Here is a 19,354-nt window from a genome sequence, read left to right as displayed (position 1 = left end):
AGGACGGTGCGGGCGCGTGCCACCGCCCGACGGGCACCCTATCGGCTGCGGGGATCCAACCGGGTCATCCGACACAACTCGTGCCAAAGCAAGGCGTTCTCTGCGTCTCGGCCGTTCCGCCAGCGCCGACCGCCGTGACGGCGCCCCGGGCGGGCGGGATCGCGCCCCCGGCCCCCCGGCGGCCTGCGGCCTCCACCCCGCGGGCGTGCGACCTCCACGCCGCCGGCCGCCGTTCCGCCGCCCGGTGTCCATGGCTCGGAATGCCCGCGCGCCCGGAGCGGGCGCTGGCATAGATTCGGGGGGTGACAGTGGCAGGTGGGGCAGTGGCAAGGCATCAGGTGACGCAGGCTCGCAGGATCGTCGTCAAGGTCGGCTCGTCCTCGTTGACGACCGCCGCGGGCGGTCTCGACGCCGACCGCGTGGACGCGCTCGTCGACGTCCTCGCCAAGGTCCGCAGCGGAGGGGAGCGGGAGATCGTCCTGGTCTCCTCCGGCGCCATCGCCGCGGGTCTCGCGCCGCTCGGCCTCGCCCGGCGTCCCAAGGATCTCGCCAGGCAGCAGGCCGCGGCCAGTGTCGGCCAGGGGCTGCTGGTCGCCCGCTACACCGCCTCCTTCGCCCGCTACGGCGTCCGCGTCGGCCAGGTCCTGCTCACCGGCGACGACACCAGCCGCCGCGCGCACTACCGCAACGCGTACCGCACCCTCGACCAGCTGCTCGCCATGGGCGCCGTGCCCGTCGTCAACGAGAACGACACGGTCGCCACCGACGAGATCCGGTTCGGCGACAACGACCGCCTCGCCGCCCTCGTGGCCCACCTCGTCCGGGCCGACCTGCTGGTGCTCCTCTCCGACGTCGACGGCCTCTACGACGGCGACCCGTCCCGTCCCGGCACCAGCCGCATCGACCAGGTGCGCGGCCCCGACGACATCGCGCACGTGCAGATCGGCAGCGCCGGGAAGGCGGGCGTCGGCACGGGCGGCATGGTCACCAAGGTCGAGGCCGCACGGATCGCGGCGGCTGCCGGCGTGCCCGTCGTCCTCACCTCCGCCAGCCGTGCCGCGGACGCCCTCGCCGGGCGGGACACGGGCACCTTCTTCCACGCCACCGGACGGCGTTCCGCCGACCGGCTGCTCTGGCTCGCCCACGCGTCGACGCCGCAGGGCTCGCTGACCCTCGACGAGGGCGCCGTACGGGCGGTCGTCAAGGGCAGGAAGTCGCTGCTGCCCGCCGGGATCGCCGCCGTGGACGGCGAGTTCAGCGCGGGGGACCCGGTCGAGCTCCGCGACGCCTCCGGCCGGCCGGTCGCCCGCGGGCTCGTCAACTTCGACGCCAAGGAGATCCCCCAGCTGCTCGGCCGTTCGACGCGGGAGCTCGCCCGCGAACTCGGACCGGCCTACGAACGCGAGGTCGTACACAGGGACGATCTCGTCGTCCTGGAGACGTGACCCGCCCCTGAAAGGCGGAAAGTCCCGTCATCAGGGAGAGACCTTTACCAAAACCGCCCCGGACCGTGCCCCGGACTGGTCCACTTTGATGCGGACCCGCGCAATCCACGGGCCCGCGACGAAGCGACAGGAGGCGGCCGGTGAGACGAGCGCGCCCGGGGGACACCCCTCGGGGCCACGGGAGGCCCCCCGGCCCCCGGGCACCGGGTGAGGAGCGGACCCTGACCAGCGTCGGCGGCTCCGCCGACCTCGGCGGACACCCGGGCGAACCCGCTGCCGCGTCCGAGGGGGCGCCGTCCGGCGCACTCGGCGGCTCCTCGACGGCGACGGAGACCGCCGGCGCCCGGGAGGCCGCGGGAGCAGGCCGCACCCCTCCGGAGCAGCCGCTGTCCCGGCTCTGGCACATCACCCTCAGCGTCTCGGGGCCGGAGGCGCCGCTCAAGGAGGTCCGCCGGGGCCTCGAACAGCTCGCCCACGACCACCCCTTCCTGCTGACCAGCCGGTACGCCAACGACCATGCGGAGATCCGCTACTGGGAGGAGGCCCGGGACCTCCACGACGCCGCGGCCGTGGCGCTGCGGCTGTGGGGCGAGCACCGGTCCACCGCCCGGCTGCCTCCCTGGGAGATCGTCGGCCTGGAGGTCGTCGACCGGCAGACGTACCACCTGCGCGTCGCCGAGGGCTACGGCCCGCCGCCCGCCTCCCCGATCGGCGTCCACCCCTTCTGACGGCCCGCCCGACGAGACACGCCGCCACACCGCCACGCGGTCGACGGCCGCCCGCGCCCCGCGGGCGGCGGCGGGGAGTGGCACGACGTCCGGCGCGAGGCGGTGGCCCGGCCACGGCCCTGCGGCCGGAGCCGCCGGGGAGCGGGGCGGCGCAGGTCCGCCCCGTGCGCGGCACAGGTCCGGCGGCGGGCACGGCCTGCGGGCACGGCCCGGCACGGGAGGAGCGGCCCGGCGCGGAGTGCCTCGCATCGCGGAGGCGGAAGCAGCCGGGGCCGCCGCGCTCGCTGTGCCCGCCGGGCGGGGCGGAAGACAGGCGGCGGGCGCCGTCAGGTCTCCTCGGCCTCCCGCCGGCCGGACGGCCGGACGGGACGGGGCAGGAGAAGCCTGCGCGCCGCGCACACCGCGACGCGCCCGGCCCGGCCGCCGCCCCGCTCTGCCGGCCGGCACCCTCCCCGGAACGTTTCGGCGGGTTCATCCCGCATTCGTCTCGCAGTGCGGGACGAACCGCCGGCCCGCCCTCCCCGGCGCACTACCCTGCGGGGTATGACGTCGCTCTCATCGGTCACGCCGTACGACAACATGTCCCCGGTCACCCGGGCCGCCTACCGGGCCAAGGCCGCCGCCGCCGATCTCGCTCCGCTGCCGCGGTCCGCGAAGGACGACGCCCTGCTGGCGATCGCCGACGCCCTCGAAGTACGGACGGCCGAGATCGTCGAGGCCAACGCCGTGGACATCGAGCGGGCGCGCGAGGCCGGCACCAGCGACGCGATCATCGACCGCCTCACCCTCACCCCCGAGCGGGTCCGCGCCATCGCCGCCGACGTGCGCCAGGTCGCGGCGCTGCCCGACCCGGTGGGCGAGGTGGTGCGGGGCTCGACCCTGCCCAACGGCATCGACCTGCGCCAGGTGCGCGTCCCGCTCGGCGTCGTCGGCATCATCTACGAGGCCCGTCCCAACGTGACCGTCGACGGCGCCGCGCTCTGCCTGAAGTCCGGCAACGCCGTGCTGCTGCGCGGGTCGTCCTCCGCCTACTCCTCCAACACCGCCCTGGTGAAGGTCATCCGCGACGCCGTCGGCGGTTCGGGCCTGCCGGCCGACGCCGTCCAGCTCGTCCCGGGCGAGAGCCGCGACTCCGTACAGGAACTGATGCGGGCCCGCGGCATGGTCGACGTACTGATCCCGCGCGGCGGAGCCTCCCTCATCCGCACCGTCGTCGAGGGCTCGACGGTCCCCGTCATCGAGACCGGCACCGGCAACTGCCACGTCTACGTCGACGCCGAGACGGACATCGACATGGCCGTCGCCATCCTGCTGAACAGCAAGGCGCAGCGGCCGAGCGTCTGCAACGCCGCGGAGACCCTGCTCGTCCACCAGGACGTCGCCGACGCCTTCCTGCCCCGCGCCCTGGACGCCCTCGCCGAGGCGGGGGTCACCGTCCACGGGGACGAGCGGGTCCTCGGGTACACCGACGGAACGAAGGCCACGATCGTGCCCGCCACGGCGGAGGACTGGGAGACCGAGTACCTCTCCTACGACATCGCCGCCGCCGTCGTCGACTCGCTGGACGCCGCTGTGGCGCACATCCGCCTCTGGTCCTCCGGGCACACCGAGGCGATCGTCACCACCTCCCAGGCGGCCGCCCGCAGGTTCACCCGGTTGGTGGATTCCACGACGGTCGCGGTGAACGCCTCCACCCGCTTCACCGACGGCGGCGAGTTCGGTTTCGGCGCCGAGATCGGCATCTCCACCCAGAAGCTGCACGCCCGCGGGCCGATGGGCCTTCCGGAGCTCACCTCCACCAAGTACATCGTGACCGGCGACGGCCACACCCGGTAGCCGACGGCTCCCCGCCCGGACCGTCAACCGGGCGGGGAGAGTTCGCGGTCTCCCTGCCGAAACCGCTTCCGCGGGTCTACTCTGGGACGGTGCCGGACGACGTGGGGGGCAGGCCGTTCCCGGACGGCTGGGAGCCCGACGACGACCGCGGGGGCGCGGACGAGGACTTCGCCTCCGTGGTGTTCGACGAGGACTTCGTACGGGCCGCCGAGTTCCACGAACCATCGGCCGCCGAGCGGTCGCTGGCGGCCGCCGAGGCGCGCGCCGAGGCCGAGGCCGCCCGTACCGGCTTCCGCAACGCCCCCTCCGACGACGATCTCCGCCGCGGTGGTTTCGGGCACGACCACGGCGACGTGTACGACGCCGACGCCCACGAGGACCCGGACGGCCCCTACGGGCGCCACGGCGGCGCCCTGCGGCCCTACCGCGGCACCGCGCACTGGCACCGGCCCGTGGCCTGGATCCTCGCCCTGGTGATGGGCATCGGCATGGTCGCCCTCGCCTTCACCGCCGTCTACAAGGGCGGCTCCGGCAGCCGGGAGGACCAGGTGCCGCAGCCGGCGAGGACCGGGGTGGACGCACCGCCGACGGGGGCGACGGTCAGCGGCACCGGGGGCGGCCCCACGTCCGCCGCAGCCCACACCCCGACCCGTGTCCCCACCGCGCCCGCGACCCCCTGAGACGGCTCGTGCGGCCAAGTGGCCCACTGCGCGGGAACTCGTCGGAACTCGACGCGCAGCAGCGCGTTTACCGCAGCCCCGGGCGACCTACCCTGAAAGTATGGGTCGGCGCGGAGACCCGCCTGAGGGGCCGCCCGAGGGGCCGCCCGGCGGTGAGGACGAGTACGGATCCGTCGTCTTCGACGAATCGTTCGTGAGCGCTGCCCGCGTCCAGGAGTTCTCCGCGGTGGAACGCATGGGCGACCACGCACCCGCCGTGCGGAGCCTGCCCTCCCGGGGCGGACGGGCTCCTCGTCGCATCCTCCTCCTCGTGGTGCTCGTGGCCCTCGCCTTCGGGACCTCCGTCTATCTCGGTGTGCGTCAGCCCCACCGTGCCGCCGTCTCCCGCCCGGACGCGACGCTGCGGATGTCGCTGGTGCCGCTCGCCCCGCACGGCACCGTCCCCGGCGGCACCGCGGGCGAGGTCCTGGGGCAGGGACCGGCCGCCCAGTACCGCACCGGTGCCGCGGGCATCGCGCTGCCGGCGGTACGGCGCACCGAACACTTCACCGAGGACCAGGTGACCACCGCCCTGGCCACCGTGAAGGACTACCTGGTGGCCTCCTCCATCGACCCCGACGTGCTCACGGGCGGTGAGCCACGGGCCGTGCGCGCCCTCCTCCACGCCGACCAGCTGGACCAGTTCGACCGCAGCATGGCCGCCCCGGCCGCGGACGGGCGGCACGCCGTCACCGGGTGGCTGGTCCGCTTCGACCCCGCGAAGGTGGAGCTGGCCGACTCCGGCGTGCGGGTCTCGGGCGCACTGCTCGTCACCGAGCAGAACGCCGGGGCGCTGGAGGTCACCGCCGATCACACCTTCGCGTACGCCCTGCGGCCGGCCGCCGCCGCGGGTCCGGTCGACGACCGCGCCTCGCTGTACACGGTGCGCCGCGAGCTGCACTTCCGCCTCGACCGCGACGATCTCCGACGCCACCGGCTCACCGTGCTGACCAGCCATGCGCAGGCGGGGCCGCAGGACTGCGCGGAGGAGACGGCGGCCGAGCTGCACCCCCTGCTGGCGGGCCGCCGCGCGACGACCGAGGGCCCGGCCGACACCGACCCCTACGCCCCGGGTCCGGCCAGGGCCGCCCTGTGCGGGGCGCTCGCCGACCGGTCCCTGCCCTCGCCCGCACCCACGTCCTGACGCCCGGCCCGGCCGTGCCACGGCTGTGTGCGGCGGTCATCGGCCGGGCGGTGGCCCACCGCCTCCCGGGCGGGACACGCTGCCCGAGCCGCGGGCCGTCACCCGCGGCAGCCGCCCCGGCTCCGCCGCCCGGAGTCCGCCCTCGCCCGCGGCCGCCGCCCCGGCAGCCCCTGTCCGAGGCCGCCGCCGCAGGCCCCGGCGAGAGCCGGCAGCCGTACTGGGCAACGGGTCAGCGCTCGGAGCCGGCCGCGCCGCCGTTGCCCCCTCCCGAGCCGGATGCGCCCGTGAACTTGTCGCGCAGCCTGCCGCCCAGGTCGCCCGCACCGCCCGCTATGTCGCCCACCAGCTTCATCAGCGGATCCTTGCTGGTGCGCACCGTGTCGGCGTAGTGGGACGCCGACTCGCGGAAGGAGTCCGTCACCGAGGTGTCCTTGTCCTCGGAACGGCGCGGGTAGTGCCCGTCCATGATCCGCTGGTGATCACGGCTCTCGGCCCACCGCTTCAGCTCCGCGGCGCGGACGGTGGTGAACGGGTGCGAGCGGGGGAGGACGTTGAGGATCTTCAGTACCGAGTCCCGGAGGTCGCCGCCCGCCTCGTAGTCCTCCGCCTGCTTGAGGAAGGCGTCCACGTTCATCTCGTGGAGGTGGTTGCCGCCCGCGATCTTCATCAGACCGCGCATCGACGCCTGGAGGTCCTGGCCCACCAGCAGGCCGGCCCGGTCCGCCGAGAGCTCCGACCTGCGGAACCACTCGCGCAGCGCCGTGACGATCGCCATGATCGCCACGTTCCCCAGCGGGATCCAGGCGACCTTCACCGCGAGGCCCGTGAGGAAGAGCAGGATCGTGCGGTACACGGAGTGGCCGGAGAGGGCGTGGCCCACCTCGTGGCCGACGACCGCCCGCATCTCCTCCTCGTCGAGCAGCTCCACGAGTCCGGTCGTCACGACGATGATGGGCTCGTCGAGGCCGATGCACATGGCGTTCGGCTTGGGATCCTGGGTCACGTACATCGCCGGGACCTTGTCGAGGTCCAGGATGTAGCAGGCGTCCCTGAGCATGGTGTGCAGGTGCGCGAACTGCTCGTCGCCCACCCGCACGGAGTCGGAGAGGAAGAGCAGTCGCAGGCTGCGCTCGGGCAGCAGCCCGCTGAGCGCCTTGAAGACGGTGTCGAAGCCGCTGAGCTTGCGCAGCGCCACCAGCGCCGAGCGGTCCGCGGGATGTTCGTAGGCGCGGGAGGAGATGTCCTCGAAGCGCCGGCGCCGCCTGCTCGGCGCGGTCTCCTGACCTTCGGTCATGATGCCCCCTGTGTGTCGCGAGTCGTGCTCGTCCCCCTGACAGGACCCCAGCGTAGGCGCTGGCGCCGAGGCGTGACGGAGCCTGTGGACAACCACAACGACCGAGTCGCCGTGAGCGTGCCCGAGCGGCCCGCATACGATGTGCGCGAAGTCTCCCGCCCGGATTCCCGAGGAAAAGGTCCTGCTGAAGATGAGCCTCACGAGCGCCTCCGCCAACCTGGTCACTCTCGCCGAGGGCGCCGAGCACAGCGGCAATCACGCGAGCCTCAGCCCCTACCTCACCGGTATCGGCGCCTTCGTCGCGCTGATGCTGCTGCTGTGGATCACGACCCGCTTCAACCGCGACCGCTGAGTCGGGGCCGGCGGCCCGTGCCAGTAGGCTCTGCACGCATGGGAGAGCAGAACGCGGCGGCGGGTACGGGCTCCGGCAAGCGCCGGCTCGGTGTGATGGGCGGAACCTTCGATCCGATCCACCACGGGCACCTGGTGGCCGCCAGCGAGGTGGCCGCCCTCTTCCACCTGGACGAGGTGGTGTTCGTCCCCACCGGGGAGCCATGGCAGAAGAGCCACCAGCGGGTCTCGCCGGCCGAGGACCGCTATCTGATGACGGTCATCGCCACCGCGTCCAACCCGCAGTTCTCGGTGAGCCGTATCGACATCGACCGCGGCGGCCGGACGTACACCATCGACACCCTGAAGGACCTGCGCGATCTCAACGACGACGCGGACCTCTTCTTCATCACCGGCGCCGACGCGCTCTCCCAGATCCTCGGCTGGCGGAACGCCGGGGAACTGTTCTCGCTCGCCCACTTCATCGGGGTGACGCGCCCCGGCCATGATCTGACCGACGACGGGCTGCCCGAGGGCGGTGTCTCCCTGGTGGAGGTGCCCGCCCTCGCGATCTCGTCGACCGACTGCCGGGAGAGGGTCGCCCAGGGCGACCCGGTCTGGTATCTGGTGCCCGACGGTGTGGTGCGCTACATCGACAAGCGCCAGTTGTACCGCGGCCAGTGAGCCACGGAGAGGGGCACCGGTGAACGACCAGCACGACTCCTACGACCCGTACGGGCAGCAGCCCGCGATCGTCGGCTACGACGAGTACGGGCAGCCGGTCTACCAGCAGCCCCAGCAGTACGACCCTTACGCACAGCAGCCCTCCCCGTACCCTCAGCAGCCGCCGGGCGGGCACACGGCCGGGCAGGACGGGGGACAGGACCCGTACGCGGCCCGCGACCCGTACGCCGCGCAGCGCCCGGACACCGCGCCGCAGGGCGGTTACGGCCGAGGCGGGTACGGCCGGGACCCGTACACGGCGGCACACGACCCGTACGCGGCGCACCCGGGCGCGGGCGGGTACGGACAGGCGCCCGGGACCGGGTACGGCGACACCTCCGGCGGCGGGTACCCGGAGACGTCCGGCGCCACGGGCCAGGCGGCGTACGGCGGGTACGGCGACCAGCGGTACGGGGACCGGACGGCCGGACAGGGACACGGCTACGACCCGTACGGCTACGACACCGGCACCCAGCCCGCCGTCGACACCACCCAGCAGTGGAGCATCCCGCAGCAACAGCAACAGCAACAGCAACAGCAACAGCAACAGCAACAGCAACAGCAACAGCAACAGCAACAGCAACAGCAACAGCAGCAGGCGCCCGCGGCCCCGGCGGAGGGGCCCGCCGTGCCGGAGCAGCGCCGGGCGGACGCCCTGGACGGCGAAGCCGGGTACGGCGGCGGCTCCCCGCAGGCGGGCGACCGCGACTACCGCACGGAGCAGTTCTCCTTCATCGAGGAGCCGGACGAGGACTCCGAGGACGTCATCGACTGGCTCAAGTTCACCGAGAGCCGCTCCGAGCGACGTGAGGAGGCCAAGCGCCGCGGCCGCAACCGGGTCGTCGCCCTCGCCGTCGTTCTCGCGCTCGCACTCGTGGGCGGCGTCGGCTACCTCTGGTACGCGGGGAAGCTGCCCGGACTGTCGGACACGGAGACGTCCGCCGGCACCGCGGCCGGGCCGCAGAAGCGCGACGTGATCGTGGTGCACCTGCACAACACGAAGAGCGAGAAGACGTCCACGGCGCTGCTGGTCGACAACGTCACGACCAAGCAGGGCACCACGGTTCTGCTGCCCAACACGCTGTCGGTCGCCAACGACGACGGCACCGCCACCACTCTGGGCAAGTCCGTGGAGGACGACGGCTCGACGGGCACCCGCGAAGCGATCGGCACCCTGCTCGGGGCGGAGATCTCCGGAACCTGGCGGCTCGACACCCCGTACCTGGAGAACCTCGTCGAGCTGGTCGGCACGATCGATCTGACCACCGACGCCACGGTGCCGGGCGCCAGGAAGGGCGACGCCCCGCTCGTCGCCAAGGGCGAGAACCAGACCCTCGACGGCCGAGCCGCCGTCGCCTACGCCACCTGGTCGGCTCCCGGCGAGGCCGAGGAGAAGCAGCTCCAGCGCTTCGGCCAGGTGATGCAGGCGGTGCTCAAGAAGCTGCCGGACGACGAACCGTCCGCGACCCTGATCATCGAGACGCTGGCGCAGATCCTCGACCCGTCGCTGAACGAGAAGGACCTCGGCAGCTCCCTCGCCGGCCTCGCCGAGCACGCCAAGGGCGGCGACTACACGACCGCACTCCTGCCCGTGCAGCAGAACGGCACGCTCACCGAGGAGGCCGCCAACAGCGTCGTCGAGGACGTCCTCGGCGGCTCCGTCAGCGCGCCGGAGGCGGGCGCGGCCGCCCGGGTCGGCATCCGCGACGCGACCGGCGACACCGGCGCCGCCGAGAAGGCCCGGGTGTCCCTGGTCAACGGCGGCTACACCGTCATCGACGGAGGAAAGGCGGACGGCGCGGCCGCCTCCCGGGTCACCTACGCCGACGACGCACACAAGGCGCAGGCGGAGGAGGTCGCGAAGACCCTGGGCCTGCCCGCGAGCGCGGTCGGCAAGGGCAGAGCTGCCGCCAACGCCGACGTGTCGGTGGTGCTGGGCGGCGACTACGAGGGCGCCGGCTCGCAGGACTGAGGCGGTGCGGGAGCGCGACGGGGGCCGCCGGGCCGATGAGCCGGGCGGCCCCCGCGCCGTGCCGCTCCGCCCCGCCCCGGGCGGGGCGCCCGGTGAAATGCGGGCGTGGTGTGTCGGCGGTCCGTGAGACCCTTGAAGGAATTCCGACCACCGACGAAAGCCTGCTTGTGACCGCTACGGACCGTTCCATCGAGCTCGTCAACGCCGCCGCCCAGGCGGCCGCCGACCGGCTCGCGCACGACATCATCGCGTACGACGTCAGTGACGTGCTGTCCATCACGGACGCCTTCGTCCTCGCCTCCGCGCCCAACGACCGTCAGGTCAAGTCGATCGTCGACGAGATCGAGGAGCGGCTGAACAAGCAGCTCGGCGCCAAGCCGGTGCGCCGCGAGGGCGACCGCGACGCCCGCTGGATCCTGCTGGACTACGTCGACATCGTCGTCCACGTCCAGCACAGCGAGGAGCGCGTCTTCTACGCGCTGGAGCGTCTGTGGAAGGACTGCCCCGAGCTGCCCCTCCCGGAGGACGCGCTCAAGACGCGCGGCAAGGCGGAGGAGCACGCGCAGCTCGCCGGGAAGGAAGCGGAAGGGGAGCTCAACTGAACGGGAAGCCCGACGCGGGTGCGGCCGCCGGCGGCCGCACGGAGAAGAGGCGCGGCCGCCGGATCGTCCTGTGGCGGCACGGCCAGACCTCGTGGAACCTGGAGCGCCGCTTCCAGGGCACCACGGACATCGAGCTGACCGAGACGGGCGTGGCCCAGGCACGGCGTGCCGCCCGCCTGCTCGCGGCCCTCGCGCCGGACGCCGTCGTGGCCTCCGACCTGAAGCGGGCGGCCGCCACCGCGGCCGAGCTGGCGTCCCTCACCGGGGTCGACGTCTCCTACGACGCCGCGCTGCGCGAGACGTACGCCGGGGTGTGGCAGGGCCTCACCCACGACGAGATCGTCGCCCGCCACGGCGATCAGTACGCCGCCTGGAAGCGGGGGGAGCCGGTGCGCCGCGGCGGCGGCGAGCTGGAGACCGAGGTCGCCGACCGGGCCGCCCCCGTGGTGCTGCACCACGCCGACAAGCTGCCCGACGACGGCACGCTCGTCGTGGTCAGCCACGGCGGCACCATCCGCACCACCATCGGCCGGCTGCTCGGCCTGGAGGCACACCACTGGGAGAGCCTCGGCGGGCTGTCCAACTGCTGCTGGTCCGTCCTGGGCGAGGGCGCGCGCGGCTGGCGGCTCCTGGAGCACAACGCCGGCACGCTTCCCGAGCCGGTGCTCGGCGACGACACCTGAGGCGCGGCCGCGCCCGGTGCCCGCGCCGTGGTCCGTGCCCCCGCGGAGGGGGCCCGGACCGGCCCTCGGCCCGGATTTCACTTTCCGGCAGGTCCCAGGCTAAAGTTCTTCTTGTTCGCAGCGCGGAGCGCGAAGAACACGCGGGGCTATAGCTCAGTTGGTAGAGCGCCTGCATGGCATGCAGGAGGTCAGGAGTTCAATTCTCCTTAGCTCCACAATCCGGATCCCGTCCCCGTCAGGGGGCGGGATTTCGCGTTTCCGCCGTCCGCCCTCCGGCCGCGTGTCCTCCGGCCGTCCGGAGGGAGCGGAGGCGGGCGGGCTCACCGGTCCCGTCCGGACCGGGTGCGACGGCGCCCGCGGACTCCCCGCCGCCACCGGCCGGTTGGGCCCGAACCGCACAGGACGGGAACCTCTCCTTCCGGCGATGCGGCGCCGGCGCGCGCCCCGGCCCGGTTCAATGTCTGCGTCGGCGCTCGCCGGACCGGTCTCGTTCGCAAACGCCGCTGACCTCGGCGCGCCGCCGTGGCAGAATCGGACGGCCGGGAGGGGACACCGGCTGTACGGGAGGGAGCGCACGATGTCCGCCAGCGGCGAGCAAGCCGAGGAGGCTGCCGGTGACCTGCTTGCCACGGCGGAGGCGCGTGCCCGCCTCAGCTGCCCCTCCTGTGGTTCCTCCCACGTCGCCCAAGTCCTCGGCGACAACGGCGGTGTGTCGTACGTGTGCACGGCCTGCGGTCACAGCTGGAGCTGAGTGATGGGTGCGCACAGGCGGAAATGCGACTGGTGCGGCGGCGGTACGCCCATCGTCAGGGACATGGACCCGGTCAACCCCGAGTACCAGTACTGGTGCGAGGAGTGCGCCAGGGCGCTGATCATAAAAGGCGACCCGATCGAGACCTACCGGGAGCTGGAGGGCGAGCCCATCTACGGCCGTCTCCTGGACGAGCACTGCACGCTCAAGCGCTTCTATTCGTTCGCAACGGCCTGAGCCTCGCCACCCGGGCGATCCCGTCCGTCCCCGCCCGTCCCCGTCCGCGCGGCCTGCCCGACGGCCCGCGGAGGCCGGGCAGCCGTCCCGCGGAGGCCGGGCGGACAAAGGATTTGGAGATGCGCCGACGAGGGCGTTAATGTTCTCTACGTCGCCGCGAGGGAAACCGCGCGGAGGACACACAGCAAGGGGCTATAGCTCAGTTGGTAGAGCGCCTGCATGGCATGCAGGAGGTCAGGAGTTCAATTCTCCTTAGCTCCACAGGAAGACGAAGCGGGCCACCCGATCAGGGTGGCCCGCTTCTCGTCGTCCCGTCCCGCGCGGCCGTGGCCTGCTCCCGGGACTCCGGCGCCTCACCGGGACCGGCCGCTGCCGGTCCCGGTGAGGGGAGCGTCAATCCCGGCCGCTGCCCAGGGCCTTGCGGGCGCTGCTCGGCAGCGCAGGCCGCGCCGGGGACGGCGCGGGGACGTCCACCTGCTCGATGCGCATCGCCAGCGCCGGGCACCGGCGCACGGCACGCTGTGCCCGGCCGCGCAGGTGCACGGGGACCACGGCGTCGGCGACCGAGGGATAGCCGTCCGGATTCAGCCGGATCAGCTCCGGCACGATGTCCGCGCACAGGCCGTGGCCCTGGCAGAGCGTCCAGTCGATGAAGACCTTCTCGCCGCTCGGGATCGATTCCTCGGCTTCCTCGTAGCCCGGCAGCGGCAGCGGAAGGACGCCCATGGTGGGCCGCCCGCACCCGCCGTGGAGCACATGGGCGGCGAGGTCGTCCGTGAAGGCGGAGAGGGTCGACGCGAAGAAGCGCGCCGAGCCGTCGGGGTGCTTGCACGCGCCCCGGCCCTTCACCGCCTGCGTGACCTCGCGCAGCGCCTCCAGAGCCGCGGGGCCGCCGCCGTTCATCACGTCGGCGAGTCCGCCCGCGGCGGCGGGCAGCCCCAGCTTGCACGGACCGCACTGGCCGGCCGTCTCGGCGGCGAGCCAGTTCGCCACCCTCAGCGACTCGCCGAGCGGGCACGTCTCCGGCCCGATCGGCAGGATCGCCCCCGCGCCCAGCGCTCCGCCCACCGACGCCAGCGACGCCTTGGAGACCACGGCCTCGTGCACGGCGACCGAGTCGATCCAGTTGCCGTGGTACCCGCCCGTCAGCACGCCCTGCGGCAGCGGCGGGGCGCCCGCCAGCTGGAGCACGTAGCGCAGCGGGACGCCCGTGGGCACCTCGACGACCATGGGACGCGACACCGCGCCCGAGATCGTCAGCATCACCGTCCCCGGCTCCGAGTCGAGCCCGGTGTGGGCGTAGCGCCGGGAACCGATGCGCGCGGCGACGGCGAGCTGCGCGAACGTCTCGGCGTTCGACAGCAGGGTCGGCGCGCCGCCCACCCCGGAGTCCGCGGCGCGCACCCGGCGTCCCGGCGGCAGTGCGGGGCCGCCGTTCACCGCCCGGATCACCGACGACGCCTCGCCGGAGACCATCCGCTCCGGGGTGCGCACCACCCGGGCGCGCAACGGCTGCCCCCGGCGGTCGGAGAGCCCCCGCTCCGCGAGCGCGGCACGCATCGAGACCTCGGTGGAGTTGCGGGTCACCGCGACGACCAGGGTGCGTGCCCCGAGCGCCTCGGCGGCCAGCAGCGCGCCGTCCAGGATCAGGTGCGGCGCCCGGTTGAGCAGCACGGTGTCCTTGCGGCAGGCGGGCTCGCCCTCGCTGCCGTTGACGACGACGACGGGACGGACGCCGCGCCGGATCGCGGACTTGGCCACGGCGCGCAGCTTCCTGCCGAACGGGAAGCCGGCGCCGCCGCGCCCGGTCAGGGATATCTCCTCGGCGAGCTGCGCGAGCCGCTCGCCGCTCACGGGTTCCAGCGGCCCGTGGACCTTGAGGTGCATCTGGAGGTCCAGCCGCTCCACGAGGTCGAACCCCTGGGTCAGCTGGGGGAGGCCGACGACCCGTACCTCGGGGACGTCGGGGAGCGGGGTGTTCACGGCCGTTCTCCTGCGGGTGCGTTCCAGGGCTCACCGGCGGACGGCCGGTAGAGGGTGTCCTGCGCGGGCGTCTGCCCGTCCTGCCCGGGCCTGGACCCGGACCCGGCGCCGGGCGGGTACGGGGCGCCGGTGCCGTACGCCGGGCCGGCACGTTCGGCCGGCTCGTACGGGGCGCTGCCGGGCAGCGGGCCCGTGAGCGGGTCGGCGGCGGGGGCCGCGTAGGCGCCGGTGGCGCCGGAGCCGTACGTGCCCGTGCCGTAGGTGCCGGTGCCGTACGTGTCCGCGCCGTACGGGGACGGGGCGCCGGATGCCCCGGTGGCGCCGTACGCGTCCTGCGGCGGCGCGTACGCCCCCGGAGCCGGCCCGTCCTCGGGACGGACGGACCGCGCGGGCGGCGGCGGGGAGGGGGTGGGCCAGGCGCCGGGGCGGGGGCCGGCCTCGGACACCACGGGTATCTCCTCGGTCATCGGCACCCGCTCGGCGAGCGGGGCCGTCGGCTCCCCGGCCAGCGAGACCGCGCGGTACGCGGCGGCCATTCCCGGGCCCCGGCCCGGGACGCGGCCTTGCGGCACGACCACGGGCGAACCCTCCGGCGGCGGGGCCTCGTACAGCGGGGCCTCGTACAGCGGGGGCGAGGGCGCGGCCAGCCGGGGAGGCTGCGGGCGCGTCCGCCCGAAGAGGGCCTGGGCGTCCTCCTCGTAGGGGCGCTGCGGGGGCACGCCGGTCACGCGGTCCATACGGTCCATGCCGGCGGATACGGGCGGACGGCCCGTTTCGTTCACCGTGCCCGCGCCCGGCAGCGGAGAGACGCGCAGGTCGCGCTGGGCCTGCTCCTCCGCGGCGGGCGGACGGGCGACCCCGCCGGTCAGCGACACGACCGAGTCCGCGACCCGCCGCTGCAGGTGCCGGGGGAGCAGCCGCACCGACACCGCCGTCGCGACGGCGGCCAGCGCCAGGCAGTACATGGCGGTCACCCAGGTCGCCGCGGGGCGGCCCGCGTACAGGCCGTGCACGAGGGCGAAGCACCAGGCCGGGTAGGCCAGCATGTGCAGCGGACGCCAGCGGCCGGCCACCCTGCTGTTGCCCGCGAGCGCGCTGCGCAGGGCGCCCGTGGTCGCGGCGACGACCATCAGGAGGCCGGCCAGCGAGCCGAAGCCGATCAGCGCCGAGGTGCCCGTCACCCCCAGTCCGAACGGGATCAGGGCGCCGATCAGCGAGACGTGCCCGAGGGACACCTTCACGGTGGCGTGCAGCAGCAGGAAGCCGAGCGAGGCGATCGCGGTGGCCCGGTGGATGCCCTGGGCGAGCAGCCGGTGGCGCGGCGAGAGGAGCAGCCGGTCGGTGGCGAGCAGCCCCCACGCGACGGAGGCGGTCAGCGACACCAGGGAGAGGACACCGGTGGTGAAGTCGAGTGCCGCGCGGAAGCTGTCACTGCCTCCGACGGCGAGTGCGGGGACGAGGATCAACGCGGCCGCGCAGAGGCCGCCTTGTACCGGGCGGCTGAGTCCCGGGCCGGCGTCCGGCGACGAACGCCGGGTGAGACGAGGGTTCATGGGGCGACTCCGAATGGTGCGGGAAAGCGGTCCCGTTGACGCACTCTAGGTCGGCCCATACTGCTCAGTACGAGGTTTCGCAGTTATCCGAGGTGACGGGCGGACGGCGCGTTCTTGGCTTGCCCTGGATACGGTTGATACGCGGAGTAACCTCAACGGCCTGATCGTCGGAGTGCCGCCGGACGGTGCTTTCGCGCCGGTCGGGAGGGTGCCGTTCGGCCCCCGGGGCTCCTGCGCGGAAGCCGAATGCGGCGTCTTCGCCGCCTGCGGTACCCTGACGCCATGCGTGCCGTACGCCTTCTGCTTAGCGAGCCGCGCTGATCAGTCCCGACGTAGGAAAGAATCCGTCGGAATCGGCGCGGCGTCCCCTCCTGTGCGAGGGGATTTTTCATTTCCCACCGGCAGGGATCGGCCGCCGGCGGGACAGCGGCAGTCGCGGCAGCCGGCAGAGACGATCGATGGAGCTTCAAGGATCATGAGCGATACGAACCCTGCTGCCGAGGCAGCAGCCCAGCATCGTTACACGGCGGCCATGGCCGCCGACATCGAGGCACGCTGGCAGGACACCTGGGACGCCGACGGGACGTACGAGGCGCCCAACCCGACCGGCGACCTGGCCGGCGACCCGGCGGTCGTCGCCCGTCCCAAAAAGTTCATCATGGACATGTTCCCCTACCCCTCGGGTGCGGGACTGCACGTCGGCCACCCCCTGGGCTACATCGCCACCGACGTCTACGCCCGCCACCAGCGGATGACCGGGCACAACGTCCTGCACACCCTGGGCTTCGACGCCTTCGGCCTGCCGGCCGAGCAGCACGCCGTCGCCACCGGTACGCACCCGCGGGTGTCCACCGAGGCGGCCATGGCCAACATGAAGTCCCAGCTGCGCCGCCTGGGCCTGGGCCACGACAAGCGCCGGTCGATCGCCACGATCGAGCCGGACTACTACAAGTGGACCCAGTGGATCTTCCTGCAGATCTTCAACTCCTGGTACGACACCGAGGCGCAGCGGGCCCGGCCGATCGCCGACCTCGTCGCCGCCTTCGAGGACGGCTCCCGTGAGGTGCCGGGCGGGCGTGCCTGGAGCGAGCTGAGCGGCCCCGAGCGCGCCGACGTCCTGGGCGAGTACCGCCTGGCGTACGCCTCGGAGGCCCCGGTCAACTGGTGCCCGGGCCTGGGCACCGTCCTGGCCAACGAGGAGGTGACCGCGGACGGCCGGTCCGAGCGCGGCAACTTCCCCGTCTTCAAGTCCAAGCTGCGCCAGTGGAACATGCGCATCACCGCCTACGCGGACCGCCTGCTGGACGACCTGGACGCGCTGGACTGGCCCGAGGCCATCAAGCTGCAGCAGCGCAACTGGATCGGCCGCTCCGAGGGCGCGCGGGTCGACTTCGCCGTCGACGGCGAGGGCGGCGAGGCGATCACCGTCTTCACCACCCGGCCGGACACCCTGTTCGGCGCCACCTACATGGTGCTGGCCCCCGAGCACGGCCTGATCGACTCGATCCTGCCTGCCGAATGGCCCGCCGGCGTCCCCGCCCAGTGGACGGGAGGCGCCGCCACCCCGGCCGAGGCCGTCGCCGCCTACCGCAAGCAGGCGCAGACCAAGAGCGACGTCGAGCGCCAGACCGAGCACAAGGACAAGACGGGCGTCTTCTCCGGCGCCTACGCGGTCAACCCCGTCACGGGCGGGCGCGTGCCGGTCTTCGTCGCCGACTACGTGCTGATGGGCTACGGCACCGGCGCGATCATGGCGGTCCCCGGACAGGACGAGCGGGACTGGGAGTTCGCCGAGGCCTTCGGGCTGCCGGTGATCCGCACCGTGCAGCCGCCCGAGGGCTGGGAGGGCGAGGCGTTCACCGGCCAGGGCCCGGCGATCAACTCGGCCAACGACGAGATCTCGCTGAACGGCCTGGACGTCGCCGAGGCCAAGAGCCGCATCATCGAGTGGCTGGTCGCCCGGGGCGCCGGCGAGGGCACCATCAACTTCCGCCTGCGCGACTGGCTGTTCAGCCGCCAGCGGTACTGGGGCGAGCCCTTCCCGATCGTCTACGACGAGGACGGTGTCGCCCACGCGCTGCCCGAGTCGATGCTGCCGCTGGAACTGCCCGAGGTCGACGACTACTCGCCCCGCACCTTCGACCCGGACGACGCCGACACCCGGCCCGAGACGCCGCTGTCGCGCAACGAGGACTGGGTCGACGTCACGCTGGACCTGGGCGACGGCCCGAAGAAGTACCGGCGTGAGACCAACACCATGCCCAACTGGGCGGGTTCGTGCTGGTACGAGCTGCGCTACCTGGACCCGCACAACAGCACGCAGCTGGTCGACCCGGCGGTCGAGCAGTACTGGATGGGCCCGCGCGAGGGCATGCCCCACGGCGGTGTCGACCTGTACGTCGGCGGCGCCGAGCACGCGGTGCTGCACCTGCTGTACGCGCGCTTCTGGTCCAAGGTCCTGTTCGACCTGGGGCACGTCTCGTCCGCCGAGCCGTTCCACAAGCTGTTCAACCAGGGCATGATCCAGGCCTACGTGTACCGCGACAGCCGCGGCTTCCCGGTGACCGCCACCGAGGTCGAGGAGCGCGACGGCGCGTTCTTCTTCGAGGGCGAGCCGGTCAAGCGCGAGCTGGGCAAGATGGGCAAGTCCCTGAAGAACGCGGTCACGCCGGAGGCGATCTGCGCCGAGTACGGGGCGGACACCCTGCGGCTGTACGAGATGGCCATGGGCCCCCTGGACGTCTCGCGTCCCTGGGACACCCGCGCGGTCGTCGGCCAGTACCGACTGCTGCAGCGCGTGTGGCGCAACATCGTCGACGAGGCGACCGGCGAGGTCACCGTCGTGGACACCGAGCCCGACGAGAACACGCTGCGCGCCCTGCACAAGGCGATCGACGGCGCGGGCCAGGATCTGGCCGCGATGCGGTTCAACACGGCGATCGCCAAGATCACCGAGCTGAACAACCACCTGACCAAGACCGCCGCCCCGCTGTCCCGGTCGGTGGCGGAGTCCCTGGTGCTGCTGATGGCGCCGCTGGCCCCGCACATCGCCGAGGAGCTGTGGCACCGGCTGGGCCGCACCGGCTCGGTCGTGCACGCCGACTTCCCGGTCGCCGACCCCGCCTACGTGGTGGACGAGACCGTCACCTGCGTCGTGCAGATCAAGGGCAAGGTCAAGGCCCGCCTGGAGGTTCCGCCCACGATCGGCGACGCCGACCTGGAGACACTGGCCCTGGGCGAGGCGGCCGTCGTCAACGCGCTGGGCGGCGCCGCCGTCCGCAAGGTGATCGTCAGGGCGCCGAAGCTGGTCAACATCGTGATCTGACCGCTCGCCCGGTGACGGCGGGCGCCGCC

The 19,354-nt window shown here is 73.3% G+C and carries 16 protein-coding genes and 2 tRNA genes; 15 read left to right on the top strand and 3 right to left on the bottom strand.

All coding sequences use genetic code 11. The annotated features are described in order from the left end of the window. Window positions 1-338 precede the first annotated feature (338 nt). From proB to IAG43_RS10170, 5 genes are all read left to right on the top strand, one after another. Window positions 339-1,445 (top strand): glutamate 5-kinase, encoded by a 1,107-nt coding sequence (proB, locus tag IAG43_RS10190; RefSeq protein WP_187744386.1) that lies wholly within the window; start codon window positions 339-341, stop codon window positions 1,443-1,445. Between the two features lie 140 nt (window positions 1,446-1,585). Then, on the top strand, window positions 1,586-2,173 hold the full coding sequence (locus IAG43_RS10185; protein ID WP_187740434.1) for a hypothetical protein: 588 nt from the start codon (window positions 1,586-1,588) through the stop codon (window positions 2,171-2,173). A gap of 543 nt (window positions 2,174-2,716) precedes the next feature. Further along, window positions 2,717-4,009 carry a glutamate-5-semialdehyde dehydrogenase gene (locus tag IAG43_RS10180; RefSeq protein ID WP_187740433.1) on the top strand — a complete coding sequence of 431 codons (1,293 nt, stop codon included), beginning with the start codon at window positions 2,717-2,719 and terminating at the stop codon, window positions 4,007-4,009. Between the two features lie 89 nt (window positions 4,010-4,098). Continuing rightward, window positions 4,099-4,689 (top strand): SCO2584 family spore wall biosynthesis protein, encoded by a 591-nt coding sequence (locus IAG43_RS10175; protein WP_187740432.1) that lies wholly within the window; start codon window positions 4,099-4,101, stop codon window positions 4,687-4,689. Window positions 4,690-4,789: 100 nt separating this feature from the next. Then, complete coding sequence (locus IAG43_RS10170) at window positions 4,790-5,872, top strand: SCO2583 family membrane protein (protein WP_187740431.1); 1,083 nt, start codon at window positions 4,790-4,792, stop codon at window positions 5,870-5,872. Window positions 5,873-6,101: 229 nt separating this feature from the next. Here IAG43_RS10170 and IAG43_RS10165 read toward each other — a convergent pair whose 3' ends face one another. Then, complete coding sequence (locus tag IAG43_RS10165; protein WP_187740430.1) at window positions 6,102-7,166, bottom strand: M48 family metallopeptidase; 1,065 nt, start codon at window positions 7,164-7,166, stop codon at window positions 6,102-6,104. A 190-nt stretch (window positions 7,167-7,356) separates the two neighbouring features. Here IAG43_RS10165 and IAG43_RS10160 point away from each other — a divergent pair, with 190 nt between their 5' ends. From IAG43_RS10160 to IAG43_RS10120, 9 genes are all read left to right on the top strand, one after another. Beyond that, on the top strand, window positions 7,357-7,518 hold the full coding sequence (locus IAG43_RS10160; RefSeq protein ID WP_187740429.1) for a hypothetical protein: 162 nt from the start codon (window positions 7,357-7,359) through the stop codon (window positions 7,516-7,518). A gap of 38 nt (window positions 7,519-7,556) precedes the next feature. After that, window positions 7,557-8,180, top strand: a complete 624-nt coding sequence (nadD, locus tag IAG43_RS10155) for a nicotinate-nucleotide adenylyltransferase (protein ID WP_187740428.1) — start codon at window positions 7,557-7,559, stop codon at window positions 8,178-8,180. 19 nt (window positions 8,181-8,199) lie between these two features. Beyond that, window positions 8,200-10,191 (top strand): LCP family protein, encoded by a 1,992-nt coding sequence (locus IAG43_RS10150; protein WP_187740427.1) that lies wholly within the window; start codon window positions 8,200-8,202, stop codon window positions 10,189-10,191. 167 nt (window positions 10,192-10,358) lie between these two features. Beyond that, entirely contained in the window at window positions 10,359-10,793 is a 435-nt protein-coding gene (rsfS, locus tag IAG43_RS10145; RefSeq protein ID WP_187740426.1) for a ribosome silencing factor, read from the top strand. Continuing rightward, a complete protein-coding gene (locus tag IAG43_RS10140; protein ID WP_187744385.1) occupies window positions 10,790-11,476 on the top strand; it encodes a histidine phosphatase family protein in 687 nt (228 codons plus the stop codon). Before rsfS ends, IAG43_RS10140 begins: the two co-directional genes overlap by 4 nt. Before the next feature lie 142 nt (window positions 11,477-11,618). Next, window positions 11,619-11,691, top strand: a tRNA-Ala gene (locus tag IAG43_RS10135). Between the two features lie 362 nt (window positions 11,692-12,053). Then, complete coding sequence (locus tag IAG43_RS10130) at window positions 12,054-12,227, top strand: hypothetical protein (RefSeq protein ID WP_187740425.1); 174 nt, start codon at window positions 12,054-12,056, stop codon at window positions 12,225-12,227. Window positions 12,228-12,230: 3 nt separating this feature from the next. Beyond that, entirely contained in the window at window positions 12,231-12,464 is a 234-nt protein-coding gene (locus tag IAG43_RS10125) for a hypothetical protein (protein WP_147986417.1), read from the top strand. Between the two features lie 188 nt (window positions 12,465-12,652). Next, window positions 12,653-12,725 (top strand) — tRNA-Ala (locus tag IAG43_RS10120). A gap of 132 nt (window positions 12,726-12,857) precedes the next feature. Here IAG43_RS10120 and IAG43_RS10115 read toward each other — a convergent pair. Together IAG43_RS10115 and IAG43_RS10110 are read right to left on the bottom strand one after the other, a co-directional pair. Beyond that, on the bottom strand, window positions 12,858-14,447 hold the full coding sequence (locus IAG43_RS10115) for an NADH-quinone oxidoreductase subunit NuoF family protein (RefSeq protein ID WP_187740424.1): 1,590 nt from the start codon (window positions 14,445-14,447) through the stop codon (window positions 12,858-12,860). Continuing rightward, the gene (locus IAG43_RS10110) at window positions 14,444-16,000 is read right to left on the bottom strand and encodes a hypothetical protein (RefSeq protein ID WP_187740423.1); all 1,557 of its coding nucleotides are present in this window, start codon (window positions 15,998-16,000) and stop codon (window positions 14,444-14,446) included. The genes IAG43_RS10115 and IAG43_RS10110 overlap by 4 nt, the downstream gene beginning before the upstream one ends. A gap of 475 nt (window positions 16,001-16,475) precedes the next feature. Between IAG43_RS10110 and leuS the strand changes: the two genes are divergently transcribed. Next, entirely contained in the window at window positions 16,476-19,325 is a 2,850-nt protein-coding gene (gene leuS / locus IAG43_RS10105) for a leucine--tRNA ligase (protein ID WP_187740422.1), read from the top strand. Window positions 19,326-19,354 lie beyond the last annotated feature (29 nt).

The sequence above is a fragment of the Streptomyces genisteinicus genome (assembly GCF_014489615.1).
In the GTDB taxonomy this organism is placed as follows: domain Bacteria; phylum Actinomycetota; class Actinomycetes; order Streptomycetales; family Streptomycetaceae; genus Streptomyces; species Streptomyces genisteinicus.
Note: the sequence above shows the minus strand (reverse complement) of the source record. Positions and strands in the feature narration are given on the sequence as shown.

What these genes read in the sequence shown, in the direction of transcription:
- IAG43_RS10180 (WP_187740433.1), top strand. Translation starts at nt 2,717, where the DNA reads ATGACGTCGCTCTCATCGGTCACGCCGTACGACAACATGTCCCCGGTC.
- IAG43_RS10170 (WP_187740431.1), top strand. Translation starts at nt 4,790, where the DNA reads ATGGGTCGGCGCGGAGACCCGCCTGAGGGGCCGCCCGAGGGGCCGCCC.
- IAG43_RS10165 (WP_187740430.1), bottom strand. Translation starts at nt 7,166, where the DNA reads ATGACCGAAGGTCAGGAGACCGCGCCGAGCAGGCGGCGCCGGCGCTTC.
- IAG43_RS10160 (WP_187740429.1), top strand. Translation starts at nt 7,357, where the DNA reads ATGAGCCTCACGAGCGCCTCCGCCAACCTGGTCACTCTCGCCGAGGGC.
- nadD (WP_187740428.1), top strand. Translation starts at nt 7,557, where the DNA reads ATGGGAGAGCAGAACGCGGCGGCGGGTACGGGCTCCGGCAAGCGCCGG.
- IAG43_RS10130 (WP_187740425.1), top strand. Translation starts at nt 12,054, where the DNA reads ATGTCCGCCAGCGGCGAGCAAGCCGAGGAGGCTGCCGGTGACCTGCTT.
- IAG43_RS10125 (WP_147986417.1), top strand. Translation starts at nt 12,231, where the DNA reads ATGGGTGCGCACAGGCGGAAATGCGACTGGTGCGGCGGCGGTACGCCC.
- IAG43_RS10110 (WP_187740423.1), bottom strand. Translation starts at nt 16,000, where the DNA reads ATGAACCCTCGTCTCACCCGGCGTTCGTCGCCGGACGCCGGCCCGGGA.
- leuS (WP_187740422.1), top strand. Translation starts at nt 16,476, where the DNA reads ATGAGCGATACGAACCCTGCTGCCGAGGCAGCAGCCCAGCATCGTTAC.